Raw genomic sequence first — 20921 nt, 5'->3', positions numbered from 1 at the left:
TCCGACTCGGGGCGTGGATCAGCAACCAACGCAGCAGGGCCGCGACACTGACGCCGGAACGGGTGGAGCTGCTCTCCGCCATCGGAATGCGATGGACGTAGACCCCGTGCCCTAATGTCCCGCGTTAGCCTGACCCGGGACTCGGTGCATCGTCAGGGCATCTCTCTCTGGAGCGCTCGATCAGCTCGGGCGGAGCGCGGTGCGCCGTTGCCCTTGCAGTTGAACAGACTTCTCTGGGTCGAAAGGGTGCGACGAAGCACATCATTGAGCTACTCTCCGTGATCTCGGGTGTTGATCAGCTGAGCCTGTATCGCTGGGGGGCGTGTGGGAAACATCCTGGTGAGCCGTCACCGCGCCGGAGGGGGAGCTACATCGCAAACAGCTTCCCGCCTCCTCATAATCATGGATGTGCTCGGCTCTCCCAGCACAGGCAATGGGCTGACTCCTGACGCCGTGAAGGTAGTCCGTTCCCTAACACGACTGGTCAAACTCGACTTCTGGTTGCGTTGCCCGGACTACCTCGCCCATGAACTGCTAACTGAGGTGACTCAGGACCGTCAGCCGGCCGAGGCGACTCTGCGGCTCGTGGCTGACATGCTCGGGGGAAAGGCTCCCTCCCTACACCGCTACCCCATGGCCAAGTATCTGTACGGCGCCTACGAGCGCCCGGACAACGCGCTGGCCCTGTTGGCGTCACGTAGACACATCTCGGTGCGACGCGTTAATGAGAGTAGCCAGAACGCTCGCCGTGACTACTACTTGCTGGCCAAGGGCCAGGATGCAGCCACAGCTCTGCAAGAGGGCATCCCGGAGATGGCCTGGTACGTGAAGCAGGCGCAGGCCATTGGGCTGATCCCTGAAGCAGTCAGCGGAGGCCAGATGCGCAAGCGGCAGTATGAGCACGAAATCTATAAGTCAGTGGCCCCTGGGAAGCTGATCCCGGAGATCACCGAGGAAGTCACACAGCGGGCGCAGGAAGTCGCAGCGCGCTTCGGTGTTGTCTGGCCCCCGGCAGAGGGGCATGAGGGAGGGGGGCGCGGATGACGCCGCCGAAAGAATCTGGAGCTGGATCGGAACCGATCGTCGGGGCCGACGACTGGATCGGCGACATCGTCAAGCGCAGCGGGGTCGAAGAAGTGGAGGTCCGGGAAGCGCTGGCTGCCGAGGCAGTCAGGCCCCCCGCAGGCTGGAGCACGGCTCGTCACGCCCTCGGAGTACGCGGCGTGCATTTCGCTGGAATCAAGCGATTTCGTGACGGAGCCGCCGCGCCTTTCTCCTTCGCACGAGCCATCCAGCCAGGAGTCACCGGGTTCGGTACACAGGACGAGAACGACGCCGGCAAGTCGAGTTTGCTGCACATCATTTTGTGGGCGGTGCGAGGACGGACAGATCTACAGGACGACGTTCGGGGGTGGCTACGCGGTGTGCTTGTCGAAGTCACCGTGGATGACGAACGGATGGCTGTCGTGTTCTCAGTCCACGACAGACGCCCTCGTGGCAGGGTCCTCCTCCTGGCGCCAGATGCCAATATCCCCTGGGACCATCTGAACCAGCTCAGTCGACGGCTGGTCAGCGAGGCTTTCGGGGTGAGCAACGACGCCCGGGTCCCCACACCGGACTTACTGCATGAGATGTGCGAGGTGCTGCGCCCGCACGTGCGGCACGAGCTCGCAGCGTTCTCCTCTGGCAAGGACATGGAACGGGTCATGGACGGGATCATGCTGCCCCGTCTTGGCTTTGAAGCCATTCCCAGTTGGGCAGCCCGGCGGGAAGGCGACCGGATCGATGACGCTGACGGAGCCCTCGGGGTTCAGGGCTGGCCCACCTGGAGCGGGGCCCTCCTAATCAGCGACCCGAGCGTCAAGGTCGTACTCGGTGAGGAGAAGTTCGCCGCTGTGCGGCTGCTGCAGGTCTACCTCGGCAGTCCCTGGGCTCCTGTGGCGGCCACAGCGCAGGCCTACGCGAAGCATCTGGAAAACCGGATCTCAGTGCTGCAGCGGCAGGTAGACCAAGCAAAAACGGCTCACACCCAGAGCTTGGGCGAGCTGCAGCGTGAAATCACAGAGATCGACACGACACTCAATAGTTTGCCGAGTATCCCCGAGCCTGCCGAGCTGGCCCGTCTGGTCGGCGATCTTCAAGCCGCCTCGGCCGCATACGCCCGGGCACAGGAGGTGTGGCTGGAGCACAGTCAGGGCTATGGCGAGACCTCCCGACTCCTGGAGACGGCCGAAGCGGATGTCGCGGCCTTGCAAGAGGCCTCCCTCACCCGCCGGTTCTGGCACGCCCTGAAGCCCACGTGCTGCCCCCGGTGTGATACCGATGTGGCCCCGGAGCGCTGGGCTGTCGAGAAGGCCGGTCGATGCTCTCTGTGTGACAGCGACCTGAAGCTGCAGGCCAACGACGAGCTGGCAGAGAAGCCCGTATCTACGGATGGGCTGCGCCGCATGCTGTCCGACAATGCACTCAATGTCGACGCCTTGGACGACCTCACTCAGGCGCGGCTGGCAGTACTACAGCTCTCGGAAACCGCAGAGGCAGAGTCAGAGGCTATGGACCTCGCCAAACGGGAGCGCGATCACGCATCTGCAGCTCTAGACGTGGCCCGCACCGCGTTGGCTGAGATCGACACATCGGCTGCTGAGCGCCGTCATCTGCTGGAACTGCGCCGAGCCCAGCTCAGCGGTCAGCTGAATGAACGCCGTGGTGCCCGGATCTCAGACTTCAGCGCGGAGATCGCGGTCCTGGAACGCCGCCTTAAGATCCTCAAGGCTGCGGAGGCTGCGTCGGTGGCCCGACGCAAGGGGGACCAGGACGGACTGCTCGCGCAGGTCAATGAGAAGCTCACCGCCATCGGTCAGCACCTAGGCGTTCGACAGCTGACTCGCGCCGAACTCAACGGTGCCGGTCATATGGCGGTCGAGAAGGGCGGGGCGACGGTCCAGTTCGGCAAGGTCAACGACGGAGAGCGGCTGCGCCTGAAGATCGCGGTGATCGCGGCGCTGCTCCGTGTCGGACTGGAAGCCGGTGTCACCCGCCATCCCGGGCTTCTCATCCTGGACTCCATTGGGCGGGAAGAAGCCAAACCAGCGCACGTCGCGCGCATGCTCAAGGAGCTCGTCCAGCTCGCCGAGGACATCCCCGGGCTGCAGGTCATCCTGACCAGTGCCCATGGCAGATACCTCGATGAGACGCTCGACGCCGATCACACGTATGTGGTCGAACCAGGGAACACTCTGTGGTAGTCCCCCATAAGACGACACGAGGATGACGTGAGCGAGGTATCCGCACGACTAGAAGCATTGCGTGAAACCGACAGCATCATCTCCTTGGAGTCTTTGGGGGGATTCGAGACGATCTTGTCGGAGCGTGAAGAGTTGCTCGGCTCGTCCGATATGCCGCTGGTCATCAGCGTTCTGCTAGACGAATGGCCCACCCTGCCCTCACCTGACCAGGCAGCCTCCCTCATCACCGAGGCCATCGCCGCCCAGGACGCGTTCGCACTGGAAGACATCGTCGACGACACACTCTCCTGTGCCGAGGCCCTTCCCGCTCTCGCGGCCCCACTAAGCCGAGCGCTGGGTCACCGGGCTCAAGGCGAAGACGCCGAAGCAGGGATCGCTCTGGAAGGACTGACCCGTCTAGCCCTCGGCGGCTGGACCAGAGCCTTGCGCCTCCGCGGCCAGCTCGTCGAGCAGGCCGGCGAACTCGCCGAAGCCGCGGCCTCTGCCCCACCGGACCCCGTGATGATCCAGCGGCTTGTGCGCTGCCTAGGGGCGGCAGCGGAGCGATGGGAGGACGAAGAGATTCCCGACGCCCTAGAGGCTCTCCTCGTCTTCGAAGACTACGAAGACGACATCTGCTTCGAACTAGGCATGACCCACCTACGCGCCGGCCTCACCCAAGAAGCCGTCGAAAACGTCCTCCCCGAGCTGCGCAGTGCCCGTGACTGGTTGAGCCGCTGCAGCAGGTACGAAGACCGCCTGGACGCACTCATCTTCCAGACCGCCCTCGACGCCCTCCTCGCCTTCACCGCCGGCCAGGCCGTATCCGACGCCCTAATTCACCAGCTGCACTCCCTGGTCCTGGCCTACCGGCTCAACAGCCTCAATGAGCAACCCACGTGGCGCCAGCCACGGGCGGATGCCACCGTCACCTGGGTCCAGCTCGCCGACCGGTTGCACGCGCTGCAGGACCTGGACAGCGCATGGTGGGACCCGCCGGCCCTAATCTCCTCCATGGCCCAGGTCTACAGTGCCCACCGCACACTGCACCTGCTGGCGGCGCCCGACATCCCTTACAAAGATGACGTCCCCCCTCCTACGCAAACGGCAGCGCTGCCGCACCTCCTGCAGCCCCGACTGGCCAGCACTCTCGCGGCCAGAGGGGACAGCGCGGCATTCCTCGACCGGTGGCTGGCCGTCAACGCCGACAACCCCGAAACGACCGAAGAAGCCCGCAGCGCGATCGTGGAACTGCAACAGGCATTGCGCTCAGGAGGCGACGCCGAACTCCCAAAAGGCGGACTCATCGACGTTAGGGACGCCACGTCTGCATTGGCACTCCCTACGGACGTGGGAGAGCGACTCACGGCGATGCTCCAGAGACACCCGGGCCTCGCCCACGACCTAAACAATGCTGGCAGGATCGCCCTCAACGCCAGAAACCCCGACCGCAGCGACTACTTCAACACCATTTACCGGAACCTACGATCCGAGATCGAACGCATCAGCGGTGTCAGTGGAGAGCCCGCGCTGCGTGTGGAGGAGGTCCTGCTCTTCCTTATGAGGTACACGCGCTGGGCCATTGACACAGAAACCGGCGGCGCAACTGGCGAGCCCTTCCTCCGGCCATTCAAGAAGGACGAAGCCGCACCAGAAGAGGTCGACATGGCCAAAGACCTGGCCAAACGCGGGTATACCGCCCTCAGTACAACCCCTCTGTGGGAAGTCAAGAACATCGGGTCCGGCCGCACCGACGTTGTGCTGTTCTTCGGAGCTTTCCGCCTGGTCATCGAGTGCAAGCGCGAACTCGATCATGCGTCCATCGACTACCTCGCCAGCCGCTACAGCTACCAACCGGCCGAGTACGGCGCCACCGACATCAACGTCGGCTTCCTCGTCGTCCTCGAACTCACGCCCAAAACCCGTCACGCACAACTGCACCAATGCCTCAAAGTCACCGCAGTCCCCCCGGCCGAGCCCGGAGGCCGCCCCCACGCCGTACTCACCGCACGCATCCAGGGCAACACCAGATCCCCTTCATACTCCTCCACCCCTGCCGCACACCGCGCGAGAACCTCAGCCGCCAGGCTCACTGGTCCGTAGTCACGCGCTCCGGCAGGTGCTGACTACAGGCAGTCGCTGATCGAAGCCGCGTGCCGAGCCCGGCCTGGGAGAGCGTCCAGGCCCCCGGAACCTGATGCTCTCCCCCAAATGCGGACATCAGGTTTTCTCCGGCATCGAGTGCCGGGCACCAGTGGGGGCTCCGAAGGGGGCGCCCAGGCAGTGCCCTTGAGCTTGCCCAGTCCGGGCCGGAACGCAATCGACTCGGCCGACTGGAAGCGGCCGGCCCAGCACGCTGGCTCCTGAGGTAGGTGCTCAGGAGCCGCGCCGATCGGAACGCCGTCCTGACGCCCCTGAAGGCCTCCGGAAATCGACGAAACGGGAGCACGAGAAGGCTAGAATGGCCGGCCTGGTCGCCGGAACGGCCTCAGAATCGGCGGGAGCAGACCAGAACCCCGCCACGCAAGCGGCCGGACTCTGGTCATCCGTCAGCGTGTCATGCATCAGGCGATCCTTAGCGATACGTCCGGAGCACCGCCCCTGAAACCGGGAGCCGACCCACTACCATCTGGAACGAAACGCTGCGGCTCGCGAGGCATGGCCCGTCCGCCGTCCGATTGCCGGCTACGATCCGGCCGCCCTGCCGATCGCCACTCCCCGACATCGCTTCAGGCGGGGCTCCACCAACCCGTGGAGACGTCATTCCCTCCGGCCTCACCAATGCCCACGACGGAGAGCAACGGCTCGCCCCATGTCGCCCATCGCCGGAGCCTCGAGCAGTCCAGGAGGCGGATGTCGTGATTACGTGCAAAGTCGACAGCAGGCTTCGTGAAGCTGCCGTTGGTAACAGCAATGACGATGTCCGCCTTGTGCTCCGGCCGAGCGGTGCCGTTAAGCGTCTGCACATCGGGCGAGCCGACCTTGCCGCGACCGCCCTGACGGTGCTTGCACTGCAGGACCACCCGGCTGCCGTCGGGGGCCATTGTGATCACATCCGCCCCCAGATCTCGGGAGCCACCGCTGCTGCGGAGAATCGTGTGACCATCACGCCTCGCAAGTGCTGCCACCGTCTGCTCGAACATTGCCGGTGACATGGCGTGGATGTCCTCGACGGCGACGCTGTGTTCCGAAGCGATGAACGACTTCAGGTCTCGCTCCCGCAGCGCCACGTCGTGCATGGCGTCGCGGTGCGCCTTCAGCGCGCTACGAAGCTCGCTCTCGATCCGCCCCAACTGGTCCATGACGATACCGAGGCGTCCCGCCGGCGCCTGCTCGTCGTTTGGCCCCGTCTGGTAGTGGGCGGAGAGGTCTCCCGTGGTGAGTTTCCGCAGCTGATCGCAGACCATGCGAGCTTCACGAGCGGCCGCACTGGAGGCGTCGCAGGCCTGGAGCATCGCGTCGCGCAGCCTGTCGTGGGCCTTGAGATACCGCAGCGAGAAGTGAGTCCCAAGCGGCTTGCGCAAGGCATCCACGTGCTCCAGCTCTCTTGCGACCTCGTCCTCGAGATCGTTTGCAGCGCGGGACCATGCCGCCGCGATCCGGTTCTCGGTCCAGTGCAGGTACGCCGCGAGCAGGTCATCGTCTGTAGCGTCCGATATCCGGCGGCGCAGCTCCTTCTGGAGCTCCGGGTCTGGGTAGTCAGGGAACGGAACGGCGGTTGCCCAGTTGATGTGCATCAGACCCACTCCGCCACATCGTCGAAGGGCTCTCCCCATTCGATCCACTTCTGAAGGTCGAAGCGCTGGATCATCTCTACGTCTGGTTGCGAACTCGCGGTAAGCCGGTGGGCGGGGTGTGAGATGAACTGAAGATTGCTGACCACCAGCACGGAGCTGTATCCACGATCCAGGGCGGAACGTTGCGCCGCGACGATCGCCTCGATGTCCGTGGCCTGACCTGACGCCGGGTTCCTGGCGTGGTCGCAGAAGACGATCCCCTTGAAGGCTTCGCGCGCCACCTCGAGCACCTTCGATTCGGCGGTCACGATGGTGAAGCCGGATCGCTCCAGGGCTTGCTGTATGAGGCGGTCGAAATCGCTCTGCTCCATCTGGTCGAGCTGCTCGAGCGTGGTGCCTGTCCCGGCACGTCTGCGCTGTTCGAGCTCTGCCAAGCCGTGCAGCTCATCCTTGTCCGTCGACAGCAGTGCGCTGAGACGCTTCTTAGCCGACTGCAGCTGGTCGTTCAGGACCGACAGGACGGTGCGCAGCACGGTCAGGTCATCACTGTGATGCGTTCCGAGTCGGTGGGCGAATTTTTCAGCGGCTCGCTCACACTCTTTCAGCGCCTGTTGCGCCTCGTGCCGCTCGGCCAAGAGTTTCTCCGCCAGATCCTCAGCTGCCGCTCGACTGCTCACGCCAACCTGGTCCCCCTCCTGCCAGGACAGGCCGTCGCGCCGGCGCTGGGCCTCATGCATCTCTCGGTCGAGCTCTTGGTAGAGCTGGCGCCACGCGGTTACCAGGTCTCCAGCCAGGCGAACCTCGCTCACCCACAGAAGAGCGCGCAGCATGTCGTCACGGTCAGCACGGCCTATCCGTCTTCCGATCGTGCGGCGCAGCGCAGCGCTTTGGTAGCGGTTCGGGGTGACGCCCGCGTTCCGGTCAATAATCACCGCGCGAGGCTACACGGCCCCACTGACAGCGGCATGAGCGGAAGTCAGGCGCCGTGGCGCTAGCGTGCCCGCCTGCTGAGTTTCCTGAGCGACGCACACTGAGCATGCTCGGGTCGGTCTGTTCATTGTCCCTGACAACATCGACTCGCCACGGCGGATGACAGGGTGCCTGCCTTGGTGCGGCGAGCTCACAGGACGGGCTTGGACCAACACGGCTCTAGGCATTGTCTGGAGTGAGTCGGTTGGACAATCTCTGGCTGACTGCGAGTCGACGTCTGAGCGCACGTCCGATCGAAGGGGGGCCTGGATGCGCAGCAGCCCCCTGCCCTCCGTTCAGAGGGCAGGGGGCCAGGGGGACGGTTATGTCTCGGAGAGGAGGCCTGCAGCGACTCGCTGGAGAATGGCGGCTAGTGAAGCGCGGGCCTGCGGGCTGAGGTTGCCGCTCATGTCGGCGACGACGGCTTCGACTCCGCTGCTGCGCCGGAAGTAGTGCTGGATGAACGCGCTGCGCTGAGCGGGGTCCAGTTTGTCGAAGGCGGCGTCCATGAGCGCTGCGCCGTCATGCCACGGGACCTCGCCAAGCTGGGCTGCCAACGGCGCCGGGGTCACACGCGGCTCAGGAACCACGACCGTTGGCTTGCTCTGGTCAGGGACCGAGGTGACGACTGCTCCCCCACTCGCCGGGGCGGACTCCGAGCCGGAGTTCAAAACCGGGTTTTGAACCGCTGGCGCCGTCGACACTGTGGTCTCCCGCTTCCGCGGAGCCTTCGGTTCTTTGGCTTTACGGAGTTCCTCGGCAGCGATCGCCTTCTGCTGCTCTGGATCTTGAATCCTGGCGATCTTCTCGGCTGTCTTCACCTTGATCTGCTTGGTGTCGACGACGTCTCGGAGCTCGGGTGCGAGGTTGAGGAGGGCGAGCCGGTTGGAGACGTACATCTGCGACTTGCCGATGCGCTCGGCGACCTTCTCCTGGGAGCCGTGACGCTCCACCATCCGCTGCAGGAACTCTGCCTCCTTGTAGGGAGGGATGTTCTTGCGGTGGATGTTTTCGATGACGACCGCTTCGTCGACCTTGTCGTCGTCCTGGTCGCCGAGACGGTCCCGGACGCGGATCTCGAACTTCGTCCAGCCAAGCTGCCTCGCCGCGTGAAGACGGCGGTTGCCCAAGATGACAACCCACTCGGCCTCGCCGACACGATCGCCATGCTGGGGCTTGACACGGAGGAACGCCTCGCGGGACATAGCGACAGCCGGCTGGAGCTGACCGACCGACTTCATCGACTCCTTGAGCTCGCGGAAGTCAGCGTCATCGTCGGTGTAGTCGGCGTCCGTGCGCGGATTGTCCGGATTGCCGATGATCGTGTGCATGTACACCGTGGTCGGCGGAACTTGCGCCTTAGGCGCCTCGGAGGCCGATTCGCGATTGCTGCCAGGCTTCCCAGGGCCGTCGAGAAGGTCAGACCAGGGCTTCTTCGACGCCATCAGCGGGCACCCTTCTTCCCCGCGCCCAGCTCGAGGGCGAGCTGGTAGAAATCCTCGCGGGCTTCCATGGCGACGCGGTTTTTCTTGTACTGGGTCACGACGGTGCCTTCGAGTGCTGCCCGGGTGTGGACCTTGTAGTGACGCACGACGGTGTTGGCGAGGTTCCAGCCTTGGGCGCGGATGAAATCTCGGGTCTGATCCAAGTCGGCTTCACCGTCGCGCGGGTCCCAGTTGTTGATGACGACGAGGTAGGGGATGCCGAGGGGCTTGACCACTTCCTCGATGGTGTCGCGGGTCGGCATGAAGCCAAGGGGCTCGGGCTCGACGGGGACGATGATGTCGTCGGCGTTGGCCAGCACAGCGCGCATGGCGTCGGCGGCGGTGCTCTTGCCGAACGGGTCGCCGGCCTCTTCCTTCTCGTCCTCGGGCAGGTCCATCCAGCCGGGAGTGTCGATGAAGGCGTGCTTGACCTTGCGGGACTTCTTCAGCGCCGAGAAGAGTTCCAGATCGTCCTTGGAGTTGATCTGCTCGAACGCGAAGGGGAGCTCCTGGCCGACTCGCTCCGACCACCACGTGGTCGATCCCTGCGGGTCGGCGGAGACTGCGGCGACGTAGTGGGGGTCGCCTACGGGGGCTGTGCCCAGAACGTGGGCGGTGATGGCCGCGGTGTTCACGGTGAGAGTCGACTTCCCGACTCCACCCTTGCGGTTGATGAGCGCGGTAATCCGTGCCATGGGTGGTACTCCTGATGCTCCGTATGCTTCCCAGCCAGGTCGGCTGGTACTAGCGGACCGGGACAGGATGTCACGAAGTGGCCGTCTCGGTGCCCTTCGGCGGCTGGTTTCAAAACCGGGTTTTGAACATGTCGCCTGTCCGCGCCTCCCGCCCCTCGCCGTGGCGCTTCAAAACCCGGTTTTGAAGACCTCAGGTGCGAGGGCATGTCGAGACCCGCGGAGGGCGACATCCACGACCTGCTCGTAGCCCTGGACGGCCAGCGCTACGGCCGAGGAAGGTCGAAAGCCCGGCTCCTCCACAATGGTCTGCGAAGGAACCGGGCCTTCGGCCTTCAGACCACCCAGGTGGCACGCGCCTAGCTTGAGGTTGGGGATGCCAGCCGTGGATACCAGGACGGCCGGGTACCGCATGGCGGTAATGCGGTCAGTGATCACGAGGAACCGGTTGGTGTTCAGGCCCATCCCGACCCGAACGCTGGCCGCTGCCTTGGGCGCGCTGGGTGGCGGCGTACTCGTCGGCGGGTCTGGAGCCGCGCGGGTGGCCGGCAGGGAACCGTTCCAGGACGGCGCGCCCGGGCAGGGGGGTCGTTATCGCAGGCTGCCCTCCTCGTAGGCGTCGATGAGGTCGCCTATCGCATCGGCATCGGCAGTGGCGGCCTCGCCGACCCAGCGGCCGGACACAGTGAACACCGGGACCTGATCGCGGTCGGCGTCGAAGACGACGACGTAGTTCCCGAACCGCTCCAGCACGAGTCCGTAGACCACGGGGGCCGGGGCGGGCCTGAGGACCTCCAGGCCGTCGACCGTGAAGTGGGCAGGTGCCTCGGGTCCGGCGGGCGGGACCAAGGTGCCGATGACACGCACGAAGTCGCCGGGCTGGATCTCGCGCAGCAGGCCTGAAGGACGGCGGCGAACTCGTCGCCGCCGAGCCGGCCGACGGCTGCGCGCGTGCCCGCCCAGGCCGTGAGGCGGGCCTCGATCGACGCGAGGACGGTGTCGCCCGCCGCGTGCCCGAGCCGGTCGTTGATCTCCTTGAACCCGTTTTCCGGACTAAGCGGAGGCAGCCAGAATCGAAGGGACGCAGCCGCGGAGCTGCACGTATCCTCCGAGCCGTGACAGCGAAATATGTGCTGGACGGCAGGCAGATCAGAACGCTGGAAGACTTCTGGCGAGTCATCGGCGAAGCGATCAACGGTCCCGGGGGCTACTTCGGCCGAAACCTCGACGCCTTCGCCGACTGCCTCAGCGGTGGCTTCGGAACGCCCGACGACGATGACTACGTGATCGAGTGGCGCGACCACCAGGTGTCTCGCCAATATCTCGGCTATCCGGAGACAGCCCGCCAGCTGGAGATCCGGCTGTCACGCTGTCACCCCACGAACCGCCCCTCGTTCAGCGCCGACCTTGCCGCAGCAAGGGAAGAGCGCGGAACCACTGTCTTCGACTGGCTGGTCGAGATCTTCGAGGATCGCGCTCCTGGCGTCCTGCGGCTCCGGTGACAGGTCGCGAGGACGCCTTGTTCAGCAGGGCTCTCCATGAGGTGGGGCGAGTATGGCGTGAGGGTTGTCTGATCTGGGGAATCAGTGACCTGGGTCTTGGTCCGGGCTCCGGCCTGATCCATCGCCGATAGCTTCTTGCTGGCGGCTTGGAGACTGACCTGTAGCCCTTCTGCCTCACCGAGCCAGCCGTTGGTCTTGGCTTCGCTGATGCGGTCCGTGCGGCTGTGGATAATCTCGATCAGTCGCTTTCGTTGGCCGGGATCGATCCGCAGCATCGGGCAGCTAACGCAGGCACGCTCGTGCTTGCAAGGAGTTCCGTAGGGGCGCCCGCAGGTGCCCAACTCGACCTCAGGGCGAAGTGCTGCTGGAACTCGCGCCATTTGTCGTCAGTCGAGGGCGGGGCAAAGCAGCAGCGCGGATCTCGTACTCGCCCGAATGGATGCGATTGCGATGGTGCATCAGCTGACCGGGGACCCGGCACCGGCCCGCCGCCGGATCACGGCGACGTCGTACGGGTCGGCGCAGGGGCCGGTCGCGGGGCGGTCAGTAGCCGCGGTGGTCGTTGACGACGTCGGCCGTCTCGACGTCCGGTCGGTAGAGCTCGCGCGCGGCCTGGGTGGTTCGGGTCAGTCACCGGCCGCGGCGCGGTTCTCCTGCGTCATGTCCCCGACGAGCGGCCGCAGGAGCTCGTCTGTGCGGCGCAGGAACACGTCGCGGGAGGTCTCGTCGGTGCTGTTGAGGGCCTCGTCGAGGTAGGACGAGGCGGTCTCCAGGTCCTATGCCCGTTGATGCCGGCCGCCTGGTAGTGCGGGGCGGCGGTGTCGAGCTGGCTGATGAGGGCGGCGAGGTTGGTGGCCGGGGACTCCTGCGCGACGTAGCGACGGCGCCGGTGGCGGCCAGGCGCAGATCGGCGTCGAAGGCAGCCGGGTAGTAGGTGTAGCAGGCCACGGCGCCGCTGGCGGCACCGGCCAGCATGGTGACCATGTCGGCGCCGTCGAGCAGGGCTTGGACGGAGCGGCGTACGGATGCGCGCACAGCGGGTTCCCTTCGGGATGGGTGAGGGCGGTCCGCGGTACAGCGGGCCGGTTCAGCGAGGTGGTTCGTCGTGCCCGGCTGGGCGGCGCGGGCGGGGGAGTGGCCGGCGTGGGGTGTGGCGGGCGGCCGGTCGGCCTGTCCGGTCCTCGCCCGCGCGGGGCGGGCGAGAGCCAGGCAGGGCGGCAGGTCAGCGCTTCTGGAGCGGGTGCACGTTGTCCCGGGTGTCGTCAGCGTCCGAGACGGCCGGGGCCGGGAGGTGGATGTGCGGCTCGATCTGGTGACCGGCGTTGTGGATGTGGGTGAAGAACGCCGGGCGCAGGGTCAGCCCGCGCAGCGCGAACGCAGAAGCGACGGTCCAGGCGAGGACGGCGAGCCCGGTGGCGATGGTGCGGCTCTCGTCGGGGGCGGCGTCCCAGACCATGGCGATGCTGGCCGCGCCCCACGCGGTCCAGGTCAGGCGCGCGCCGCTGCTGCGGAAGAACCCGCCGGCCAGGCCGAAGATGCCGACGATCTGCCAGACGGTGTAGACGGTGGAGGTGCTGAGCGGCAGCGCGGCGGAGTGCGTCGCGATGTAGGTGCGGATCGGCTGGTCGACCACGGCGAAGACGCCGTGGGAGGTGTCGGCGCCGACCTGGACGCGCGGCACGGCGGTCAGCAGGCTGTGCAGGGTGTCGGCCAGGACGTCGGTCGCGCCGTCCAGCAGGATGAGGACCGCGCTGATCCCGGCGAGTCCGAGCGCCGTCTTCACCCAGTTCGCCATGCCGTGCCAGCCGAGTCCGGGGGCGCGGCGCAGATCTTCCCAGCGGTCGTGCAGGAAGCCGCCGTCGTCCCAGGCGTCGGCCCACCACTCGCGCAGGGCCTTCAGCCGCGGCTCCTTGTCTTCGAGGTCTTCGAGCGAGGGCACGGGCGGGGGCGGCGGGAAGCCGAGGGCCTGGCCGTCGTCGGCGGCCGGGGACTCCTGGCGCTGGGCGGGGACGTGCGGGGTGCGGTCGTTGTGGTCAGCCACGGTCGGCATCTCCTTCGAGGGCGGTGACGCTGCGTACGGGATGGGAATGTCTCTGTCGCCGGGGCCTGGTGGTGCGTCAGGCTGGGGCGAGGCCAGGAGCAGCAAGGGGGGCGCGATGGCAGTCGAGTTCGATTCGGTGATCGCCGGCGGGGTGATCTATCCGGCGTTCACGGATGACGACGGCGTGCTGTGGATCGACGACGAAGACGACTTCGAGGTGGTCGTCGACCACGCGGTCGTCGACGGCGTGATCTACGAGGCGGAGGTCGATGAGTACGGCCGCCTGCTGATCTACCTGGACGACGACTGATTGCGCGGGCTGCCCGGGGTGGCCTGCGCCGTACTCGACACCCGGCCGTGCGGGCGGGATTCGAGTGCGACGCAGGGTGCCGGGATCAGCTGTGGATGTCGTTGCGGGTGCGGGCGAAGAACATGCCGCGCGTGGTGCTGTGGTTGTTGATCTCGGTCTTCTGGGTGACCGGGGCCTCGTAGATGTTCTTGGTGACGGCGGAGCGGGCGCGGTTGATCGCTCCGCAGATCGCGGTGGCGGCCATGGCGAGGCCGGCGAACGGCAGGGTGACCATCAGGACGCCGGTCAGGGTGACCGAGGCGAGGCCCTGGAGGACCAGCCAGGCCCCGCAGCCGATGCCGGTGATCCCGGCGCCGACACCGATGGAGGCCACTGCGATCCCGGCCGCCCAGGCGGGCACGATCCGGCGGTCGTCCTGATGGACGTGCGGGGTGTCGCCGTAGGCGGGCACGGGGGAGTGGTCGCGGAACGACGTCGGGAAGTGGCGGACCGGCGGTTCGGGCCGGAAGTTCTCCTCGATGATCCGCTGGGCTTCGGCGGCGGCTTCGGAGTCGGACATCGGGCGGCCGTCGGTGGAGTGGAAGTCCATCGTGGTGTCTCCGTTCGGGTACGGGCGCGCCCTCCCTGCCGTGTGGCGGGGAGGGCGCGAGGGGTGGGGGAGCGGGGCGGGTGGGGTGGGTTATCCGAGGGTGCTGAGCCATCCGGCGACGCTGCTGATCGCGTTGGTGATGGCGGGCGCGATGCCGGTGGAGGCGAGGGTGAAGCCGAACAGGACGGCGGCCAGCGCGGGCCACAGCCGCAGGTAGCCGGTGCGCAGCAGGACCACGACGATGATTCCGGCGAAGAAGACCAGGGAGACGGTCAGCGCCACAGTGGAGAGCTCCTTTAGGGAAGGCCGGCGGCCGGGCGGGGCGCGAGGCCCGGCCCGGCCGGGCGAGGGGTGTGGGTCAGTTCCTGATCGCGGTCAGGGTGTTGCGGACGCTGCCGAGCTTGACCTCGCGGCCGCCGTCGGCGTTGACCAGCTCCAGGATCTGGAGCGCGTCCAGCGGGTCGTCGTGCGCGTCCAGGACGGCCTGGATGCGTTCGCGCAGCGTGCGGGCGCGGGGCTTGGGCTGGGAGGCGGGGACCGGGGAGGCGGCCGTCTTGGCGCCGCCGTCCTTCTTCTTGCCCCCGCCGCCGCCTTCGCCGTCCTCGTCTTCTTCGGGCTCGGGGAAGACGGCCCGGTAGGCCTCCATGCCGTCCAGGCGTTGGCAGTAGGCGTCCCCGATGAGGTCCCAGGCGGCTTCCTCGATCTCGGGCGGGGCGCCGGGGCCGTACAGGTCGAGGACCATCGGGTCCAGGCCCTCGGTGGGGATCGGGGAGCCGATGTTCCAGAACCGCATCTTGGACGTCGGGTAGTGGCCGTTGACGTTGTAGGCGGTGCCCTGGGTGCCGGGCCGGTCGTCGTCGGTGTGTTCCTCGTCGAACTGCGAGACGAGGTCGATTTCGCCCGCGTACTTCGGGATCGGGGCGAGGATCTGCCCGGCGGGCAGCAGGCCGTCGGTCACCAGCTGCTTCATCATCGAGCTGGTCCAGCGCAGGAGGATGACCTCGCCCTCCTTGAGCATCGCCCGGAGGGTGTCGCTGCCGCCCATCTCCTCGAGGTGGCCGGCCTGAGCGAACAGGCCGATGCCGACCCCGAGGGAGCGGCCGGTGCGGCCGATGTCCTTGATGTAGAACGTGGCTTCGTCCCGGTAGGGCGCGCCCTTCTCCAGGAGGCGGTTGGCCTCGTCCACGATCTGGTAGATCAGCGGGTCGGGCCGGTCGCGCAGGAACTTGGAGCGTCCCAGGCGGGCGTAGCGCTCCTGGCGGTCCATCATGGTCAGCCACGTCGTGCGCAGCTGCGCCATCGTGCCTTCCTGCGTGGTGACCCGCCAGGCAACGTTGCCGTCCGCGCCGGGCCCGGTCTGCCCGTACGCCTCGGGGGCGGACTGGCCGCCCTTGAGGTCGGCGTACAGCACGGCGATCCCCGAGCGCTTCATCGCCGCGAGAATGATCTGCCCGGCAGTGGACTTGCCAGCGCCGGTGGTGCCGAACAGCAGCAGGCGCTGCGCGGAGCCGGACGCCGGGTCGTACAGGCGCAGCATGGAGGGCCGGCCGTTGTGGTAGCGGCCGATCCATACGCGTCCGCGGTCGTCCATGACCAGCATCTGCGGGTCGGCGAGGATGACGCGGGCGAGCGGGTCGTGCGGGTAGATGGTGACCAGCGCCTTGTCGCCCATGACGCTGGTCTCCACCGCGAGCCGGTTGACGTCCTTGATGCGCAGGGCGTTGGCGAGCTTCATCGGGTGGTACGTGATGATGTCGCCGGCCTCCACCGCTTCCACGGTCAGCTCGTAGATCTTGCTCATGCGGGGAGCTCCTTGGTCTCCTCGTCGGGGATGTCGACGGTGCGGATCGCGGTGATGACGGTGGAGGGCATGCCCTTGGGGGCGATGAGCTTCTCCCAGGCCGTGTAGATGTCCAGGGCCTCCTCGGGGGCCTGGCCGACGGTCAGCCGCCGGACCCCGGCGCCCTGCTTGGGCACGGGCGTGATGGTGATGTCGTCCTCGGGCCAGTTGATGGCCGCGGACAGCTCTAGCAGGTCGATCTTCGGAACCGGCTTGCCGGGGAGGGTGGAGCGGATGACGGCGGTCATCGACTCCTCACCGGTGCGTTCGATCTGCTCCAGCACGGTGTTCGGGGCGGCGCCGCCCTCGATGGCGACGTGCTGCGCCCAGTAGGCGGCCATCGGGTGCTGCGGGCCGGCCTGGTCGGTGTCGGCGGCCAGGAGCTCCTGGGTCTGCTCGATGGCCTCGGGGGTCAGTGACTTCTCGCGGCCGGCCAGGACCCGGGCCAGGCGGGCAGGGCGCACGTGCAGCACCACGGCGGTCCAGCCCGCGTCGGCGAGCAGCTGCCAGTACCAGTCGATGCCGGGCACGATCCGCTGTGCGGTGAGCAGCGCGGCCATGGACACCGACGGGGATAGGTACAGGCCCATGGCGGTGTTGCCCGCGGCGTTGCGCGGCAGGGTCAGCGACCACAGGGCGCCCCATCCGGCGCAGCCGAGGGCGGCCAGTACGGAGGGGCCGTAGAAGTCGTGGGTGAGGGTTCCGGTGGCGAGCGCGCCGGTGCCGGCCACGGTGGCGACGCGGCCGAAGGCGTTGCGGGCCAGGGTGAAGCGGCCGCGCAGGGGTCCGAGGCGGATCATCGGTGGGCTCTCCTTCGAGGCATGAGGAAGGGCGGCGAACCCGTCGTGGGGTTCGCCGCCCTTCGTGGTGAGGGGGTGAGGGTGGGTCAGCGGTTGCTGTAGAAGGTGCGGTCGGCCATCTCGATGCCGTCGGGCATGTTGTTGGCGGCGTCTGCGACCGCGCCGTAGTCGGCGATGTGGCCGTCGGCGGTCTCGTGGAAGAGCGTGGACATCTCCTCGCACTCCACCGCCATGGCTTCGGCTTCGTCCTTGCAGGACCGCATCACGGTCGCTGCCTCGCGGTGCTCGTTGACGGTCGACTGGTCGACGCTGAGGGCGGCGGCCTGGTCGGCGAGCTTGTCGACCGAGTCCGCGCAGTCCTCCACGTACTTGAAGGTGGAGCGGACCTGGTTGGACAGGCCGGCCATGGTGGCGCTGGCGGCGGTCAGCTGGGCGACGACGATGCCGAAGCGGACGGCACCGACGATGACGGAGCCGGTCTTCTGGAGGGCTCCGCCGATGACGGGAACGAGGTCGGACACGGTGGGTTCTCCTATTCGACGTGGTAGTCGCGCTCAGCGGGGGCGGCGTGTCCGGCATCGCGGACGGCGTCGGCGAGCGGCTTGTGGCGGCGCTCCGCGTTCTCGCCGGCGGTGCGGATGGCCTCGGAGGCGGCGGGCAGCTTCTCCGCCAGGGCCTCCGCCTTCGCTTTCACGCTGACGGCCTTCTCCGCCAGGATCAGCACCCAGCCCTCCAGGACGCCGGGCACCTTGAGTTCGACGATCTTCGTGTGGAGGGCCTCCAGCCGCGTCATCATCTTGTCGCAGCCCTCAGCGGCGGCGTTGGCCTCGTCGACGCCCGCCATGATCTCCTCCGCCATGTCGGCGTCGGAGTCGATGACGTCGTAGATCGTCAGGTCGCTGTCCGCGTACTGGGTGTTAGGTGCCTTCGCCGGGACGGGCACGGTCACTCCGGTTCCTCCTTTTCGTGATGCGGGAATGGCTCCGGCCGGGATGCGGGCCGCGCGGCGGTTCTGCTCGCGGCGGGCGGCCCAGCCCTCGCCGCCGACCTGTTCGACGGTGATCGTCGTTCCCTGCGCGTAGCCCCAGCCCGGGGGCGGGCCGAACCCTCCGCCGGGTGTTGCGCCCGGCGGAGGGTTCGGCGTGGGGCCGGAGCTGGCGGCGCTGGACGGGTCGGGAGCCGGGCGGCCGGAGCGGCGGGCACTCGCCCGCTCCCACCAGCCGCGGCGGGAACGGCGCTTGTCCGCCTTCGGCTTGGGAACCGCCCCGGCCGGACCGGTCGGCTGCGGCCCGGCCGTGCCCGGGCTGGGCTTGCGCGGCTGCTTGGTGAGCTTGACCTTCTTGCGGAGGTTCACCTTCGGAGCCGTGCCGCCGGCGCCGGCCGCGCCGTCCGTACCCGGCTTCGGCTTCTTCTTGAGGCTGACCTTCGGCTTCTTGGTCAGGCTGACCTTCGGCGTCGTCGTGCCCGTGGTGCCGGGCTTGGGCTTCTGGGTCAGGCTGACGTTCGGCGTCGTTGTGCCCGTGGTGCCGGGCTTGGGCTTCTTGGTCAGGCTGACCTTCGGCGTCGTCGTGCCCGTGGTGCCGGCAGCGGCGGGCTTCTTGCCCTTGTTGCCCTTCTTCTTGGGGACCGTGGTCAGAACCGGCGGGTCCAGCCGCTTGCGGCGCTTCTTCAGCCGCCGCGCCGACTCCTTCGCGATGGCCGCGGGCAGCGTGACCCGGCCCTTGCCCTTGCGCTTCGGGCCGGGACCGCTGCCCGACTTCCCCGCGCCCTTCTTGCCCTTGCCCTTGCGGACCGTGCTCAGGACGGGCGGGGACAGCCGCTTGCGGCGCCGCTTCAGCCGGCGCGCCGACTCCTTCGCCGCCGCCTCCGTCAGCGTGACCCGGCCCTTGCCTCCCGCGCCCGTTCCGGAGGTGCCGGACTTGGTCCCGGTCGTACCGGACTTCGAGCCGGAGGTGCCGGGCTTCGGCCTGGGCCCGCGGGCCGACTTCGACCCGGAGGACGGTGTGGTGCCGCCGCCCGAGCCGGACTTGCCGGTGCCGAGGGTGCCGGTGCCGTTCTTCGGGTTGGGACCGTTGCGGATCCGGTCGGTGGCACGGTCGCGTACGGCTCCGGAGAGGCTCCCGGAGTTGTTCTTCGTGCCGGTTGTCGGGGTCTTTCGGCCCCTGTTCTCGGTGTTTCTGCCGCCCCTTGTCCCGGAGGGCTCCAGGGCGCCTCTGCGGCCCCCGCCGCCGCCTGCGCGCCCGCCGGTGCCCAGCGAGGGCGTACGGCCGCCAGAGCCGCCTCCAGACGGCTTGTTGGGCGTCTTGGTCCCGGAGCCGCCCAACGGCTTGGAGCCGCCGGAGGAGCGGAACGTGCTGGGCGTGGAATTCTTCCCGGAGTTTGCCCGGCCACCTCCGCCGCCTGCCGAGCGAGTGCTGCGCCCGAATTCTGGACCGGCTTGCAAGCGGCTTTTCTGGCGGGCTGCTTCAACACCGATCGCGGCTTTATCAGCCGCCGCTCGCTGCTGGTCTGCAATTGCCCGGTGGTGTTCGTGTCGGGCTTTCAGATAAGCGGCTGCGTTCCATGCGCCGCGCATTGCGGCGACGGTAATTCCGGCCATCATCACCACCGACATGGCGGCGATTCCCTGCCCTTCCGGGCTGTCCGGCATTCCCGCGTCCGCGTGCGCGGTCGTCGTACTCGCGCCGCCGACATCGGAGTCTCCCGCCACCAGCAGGGAGGGCGGGGGCGCCAGGTCGGGCAGGGCGGCCAGGGTGGGGGCTGCGGCCCCGGGCGGCGGGCCGCAGCCCACCGGCCCCGGGATCGTCAGCCCGCCGGGGAAACCGAGGACGGTCCCCCCGGCGTCGTCGTCGGCCATCGGCCGTCTCCTTCGATCAGTCACTCAGGGTCACGAATCGGGGTGCCTCACGCGCGCGTATAGGCGCGCGTGTGGGGACCCCGCGATTCACGGAGTGAAGCGGTGATGATGAGCAGTGATGAGCGCGGAGCGTTACGAGCCGGGGCCCCGGCCCTGCTGCTTCTGGGTCCACCCCTGGAGCAGCAGGACCAGGTCGGCCCATGCCTTGTCGTCGGCGCCGGCCAAGAGGCGGGCCAGGTCCCACAGCGCGGTCGCCCGCGCCTTGTTCGTGGTGGTCTCCGCCAGGCGCTTGTTCCAGCGCGCCTTCTGGCCCTTGGAAAGCGGGGCAGCCACTTATCAGGCCCTCTTTTCCAGGAAGTCCTGGAAGGTGTGATCGCCGCCGTCTGCGCCAGTCTTCTTCGCGACTCCCTTCCCGTGGCCGGTCGGCTCGTTTAGGGACTGCGACAGGCCGTTGAGCTGTCCGGCAGTGACGACCGCGCGGGCGTTGTTCAGGCCCTTCCTACGCGCCTTCTCAAGCTCCTTCTTCTCCGCCTTCTTCTCACGCTTCTCGGGCAGATCTACATAGCGCCGCTGGAATTCGGCGTCGAGCTTTCCGGCGTGATTTACGGCGTCCCGGAGGTCGCTTTCGAGCTGCGCCAGCGGACGCGACGCGAGATAGGCCCGGATACGGGCCTCAAAGGGCTTGTCCCCGTCGAACCTGATGTTCTCCAGGTCAGCCCGGTACTCGCGCAGCAGCGCCCTGACCTCGTCGGCCATCTGCCGCAGCCGCTCGCGCTGCTGGGCGCCGTACAGGGCGGTGCCGCCGGGCTTCATCAGGTGGTCCGAGGTCCATCGATTGTTGTTCACGGGCATGGCAGAAGACCTCCAGGTCTCGGG

Annotated in this window: 21 protein-coding genes and 1 pseudogene; 6 read left to right on the top strand and 16 right to left on the bottom strand. The window is 67.6% G+C overall.

Going from position 1 to position 20921, the window contains the following annotated elements:
* The 4 genes from ACIGO8_RS33260 to ACIGO8_RS33245 form a co-directional block, all read left to right on the top strand.
* The coding region (locus ACIGO8_RS33260; protein WP_399738521.1) for a helicase associated domain-containing protein at positions 1 to 101 on the top strand (101 nt) is incomplete at its 5' end.
* A gap of 301 nt (positions 102 to 402) precedes the next feature.
* Entirely contained in the window at positions 403 to 1044 is a 642-nt protein-coding gene (locus ACIGO8_RS33255) for a hypothetical protein (RefSeq protein WP_399738515.1), read from the top strand.
* On the top strand, positions 1041 to 3245 hold the full coding sequence (locus tag ACIGO8_RS33250; protein WP_399738512.1) for a hypothetical protein: 2205 nt from the start codon (positions 1041 to 1043) through the stop codon (positions 3243 to 3245). The genes ACIGO8_RS33255 and ACIGO8_RS33250 overlap by 4 nt, the downstream gene beginning before the upstream one ends.
* 27 nt (positions 3246 to 3272) lie before the next feature.
* Positions 3273 to 5327 carry a hypothetical protein gene (locus ACIGO8_RS33245; RefSeq protein WP_399738509.1) on the top strand — a complete coding sequence of 685 codons (2055 nt, stop codon included), beginning with the start codon at positions 3273 to 3275 and terminating at the stop codon, positions 5325 to 5327.
* Between the two features lie 626 nt (positions 5328 to 5953).
* Here ACIGO8_RS33245 and ACIGO8_RS33240 read toward each other — a convergent pair.
* From ACIGO8_RS33240 to ACIGO8_RS33210, 7 genes and pseudogenes are all read right to left on the bottom strand, one after another.
* Entirely contained in the window at positions 5954 to 6961 is a 1008-nt protein-coding gene (locus ACIGO8_RS33240; protein WP_399738506.1) for a restriction endonuclease, read from the bottom strand.
* Positions 6961 to 7893: a hypothetical protein gene (locus ACIGO8_RS33235; RefSeq protein ID WP_399738503.1), complete on the bottom strand. Its 933-nt coding sequence runs from the start codon at positions 7891 to 7893 to the stop codon at positions 6961 to 6963. The genes ACIGO8_RS33240 and ACIGO8_RS33235 overlap by 1 nt, the downstream gene beginning before the upstream one ends.
* 360 nt (positions 7894 to 8253) lie before the next feature.
* Complete coding sequence (locus ACIGO8_RS33230) at positions 8254 to 9375, bottom strand: ParB/RepB/Spo0J family partition protein (protein ID WP_399738499.1); 1122 nt, start codon at positions 9373 to 9375, stop codon at positions 8254 to 8256.
* Complete coding sequence (locus ACIGO8_RS33225; RefSeq protein ID WP_399738495.1) at positions 9375 to 10109, bottom strand: ParA family protein; 735 nt, start codon at positions 10107 to 10109, stop codon at positions 9375 to 9377. The genes ACIGO8_RS33230 and ACIGO8_RS33225 overlap by 1 nt, the downstream gene beginning before the upstream one ends.
* 168 nt (positions 10110 to 10277) lie before the next feature.
* Positions 10278 to 10571, bottom strand: a complete 294-nt coding sequence (locus ACIGO8_RS33220; RefSeq protein ID WP_399738493.1) for a hypothetical protein — start codon at positions 10569 to 10571, stop codon at positions 10278 to 10280.
* Between the two features lie 126 nt (positions 10572 to 10697).
* Positions 10698 to 10955 carry a hypothetical protein gene (locus ACIGO8_RS33215; RefSeq protein ID WP_399738490.1) on the bottom strand — a complete coding sequence of 86 codons (258 nt, stop codon included), beginning with the start codon at positions 10953 to 10955 and terminating at the stop codon, positions 10698 to 10700.
* A 53-nt stretch (positions 10956 to 11008) separates the two neighbouring features.
* Positions 11009 to 11137 (bottom strand): annotated as a pseudogene (locus tag ACIGO8_RS33210) (diguanylate cyclase domain-containing protein); the annotation flags it as partial.
* Positions 11138 to 11221: 84 nt separating this feature from the next.
* Here ACIGO8_RS33210 and ACIGO8_RS33205 point away from each other — a divergent pair.
* Positions 11222 to 11608 carry a barstar family protein gene (locus ACIGO8_RS33205; protein WP_399738488.1) on the top strand — a complete coding sequence of 129 codons (387 nt, stop codon included), beginning with the start codon at positions 11222 to 11224 and terminating at the stop codon, positions 11606 to 11608.
* A gap of 1222 nt (positions 11609 to 12830) precedes the next feature.
* On the opposite strand, the gene ACIGO8_RS33200 is transcribed toward ACIGO8_RS33205, so the two are convergent.
* Entirely contained in the window at positions 12831 to 13649 is an 819-nt protein-coding gene (locus ACIGO8_RS33200; RefSeq protein WP_399738486.1) for a hypothetical protein, read from the bottom strand.
* 115 nt (positions 13650 to 13764) lie between these two features.
* On the opposite strand from ACIGO8_RS33200, the gene ACIGO8_RS33195 reads away from it, so the two are divergent.
* Complete coding sequence (locus tag ACIGO8_RS33195) at positions 13765 to 13959, top strand: hypothetical protein (RefSeq protein WP_399738483.1); 195 nt, start codon at positions 13765 to 13767, stop codon at positions 13957 to 13959.
* 85 nt (positions 13960 to 14044) lie between these two features.
* Here ACIGO8_RS33195 and ACIGO8_RS33190 read toward each other — a convergent pair whose 3' ends face one another.
* The 8 genes from ACIGO8_RS33190 to ACIGO8_RS33155 all read right to left on the bottom strand — a co-directional run bounded on the left by ACIGO8_RS33190 (position 14045) and on the right by ACIGO8_RS33155 (position 20897).
* Positions 14045 to 14548, bottom strand: a complete 504-nt coding sequence (locus tag ACIGO8_RS33190; protein WP_399738480.1) for a hypothetical protein — start codon at positions 14546 to 14548, stop codon at positions 14045 to 14047.
* 90 nt (positions 14549 to 14638) lie between these two features.
* A complete protein-coding gene (locus ACIGO8_RS33185) occupies positions 14639 to 14830 on the bottom strand; it encodes a hypothetical protein (protein WP_399738477.1) in 192 nt (63 codons plus the stop codon).
* A 76-nt stretch (positions 14831 to 14906) separates the two neighbouring features.
* Positions 14907 to 16349 (bottom strand): transfer protein, encoded by a 1443-nt coding sequence (locus tag ACIGO8_RS33180; RefSeq protein WP_399738473.1) that lies wholly within the window; start codon positions 16347 to 16349, stop codon positions 14907 to 14909.
* Positions 16346 to 17188 (bottom strand): hypothetical protein, encoded by an 843-nt coding sequence (locus tag ACIGO8_RS33175; RefSeq protein WP_399738470.1) that lies wholly within the window; start codon positions 17186 to 17188, stop codon positions 16346 to 16348. Before ACIGO8_RS33175 ends, ACIGO8_RS33180 begins: the two co-directional genes overlap by 4 nt.
* 86 nt (positions 17189 to 17274) lie before the next feature.
* Entirely contained in the window at positions 17275 to 17709 is a 435-nt protein-coding gene (locus tag ACIGO8_RS33170; protein ID WP_399738467.1) for a hypothetical protein, read from the bottom strand.
* 11 nt (positions 17710 to 17720) lie between these two features.
* Positions 17721 to 20045: a hypothetical protein gene (locus ACIGO8_RS33165; protein WP_399738464.1), complete on the bottom strand. Its 2325-nt coding sequence runs from the start codon at positions 20043 to 20045 to the stop codon at positions 17721 to 17723.
* Positions 20046 to 20177: 132 nt separating this feature from the next.
* Entirely contained in the window at positions 20178 to 20378 is a 201-nt protein-coding gene (locus ACIGO8_RS33160; protein WP_399738461.1) for a hypothetical protein, read from the bottom strand.
* A 3-nt stretch (positions 20379 to 20381) separates the two neighbouring features.
* The gene (locus ACIGO8_RS33155) at positions 20382 to 20897 is read right to left on the bottom strand and encodes a hypothetical protein (RefSeq protein WP_399738458.1); all 516 of its coding nucleotides are present in this window, start codon (positions 20895 to 20897) and stop codon (positions 20382 to 20384) included.
* Between the last annotated feature and the right edge of the window lie 24 nt (positions 20898 to 20921).

Origin of the sequence: Streptomyces sp. NPDC053493 (assembly GCF_044544825.1) — a bacterium.
Taxonomy (GTDB): domain Bacteria; phylum Actinomycetota; class Actinomycetes; order Streptomycetales; family Streptomycetaceae; genus Streptomyces.
This window is presented reverse-complemented; position numbering and strand designations above follow the sequence as displayed.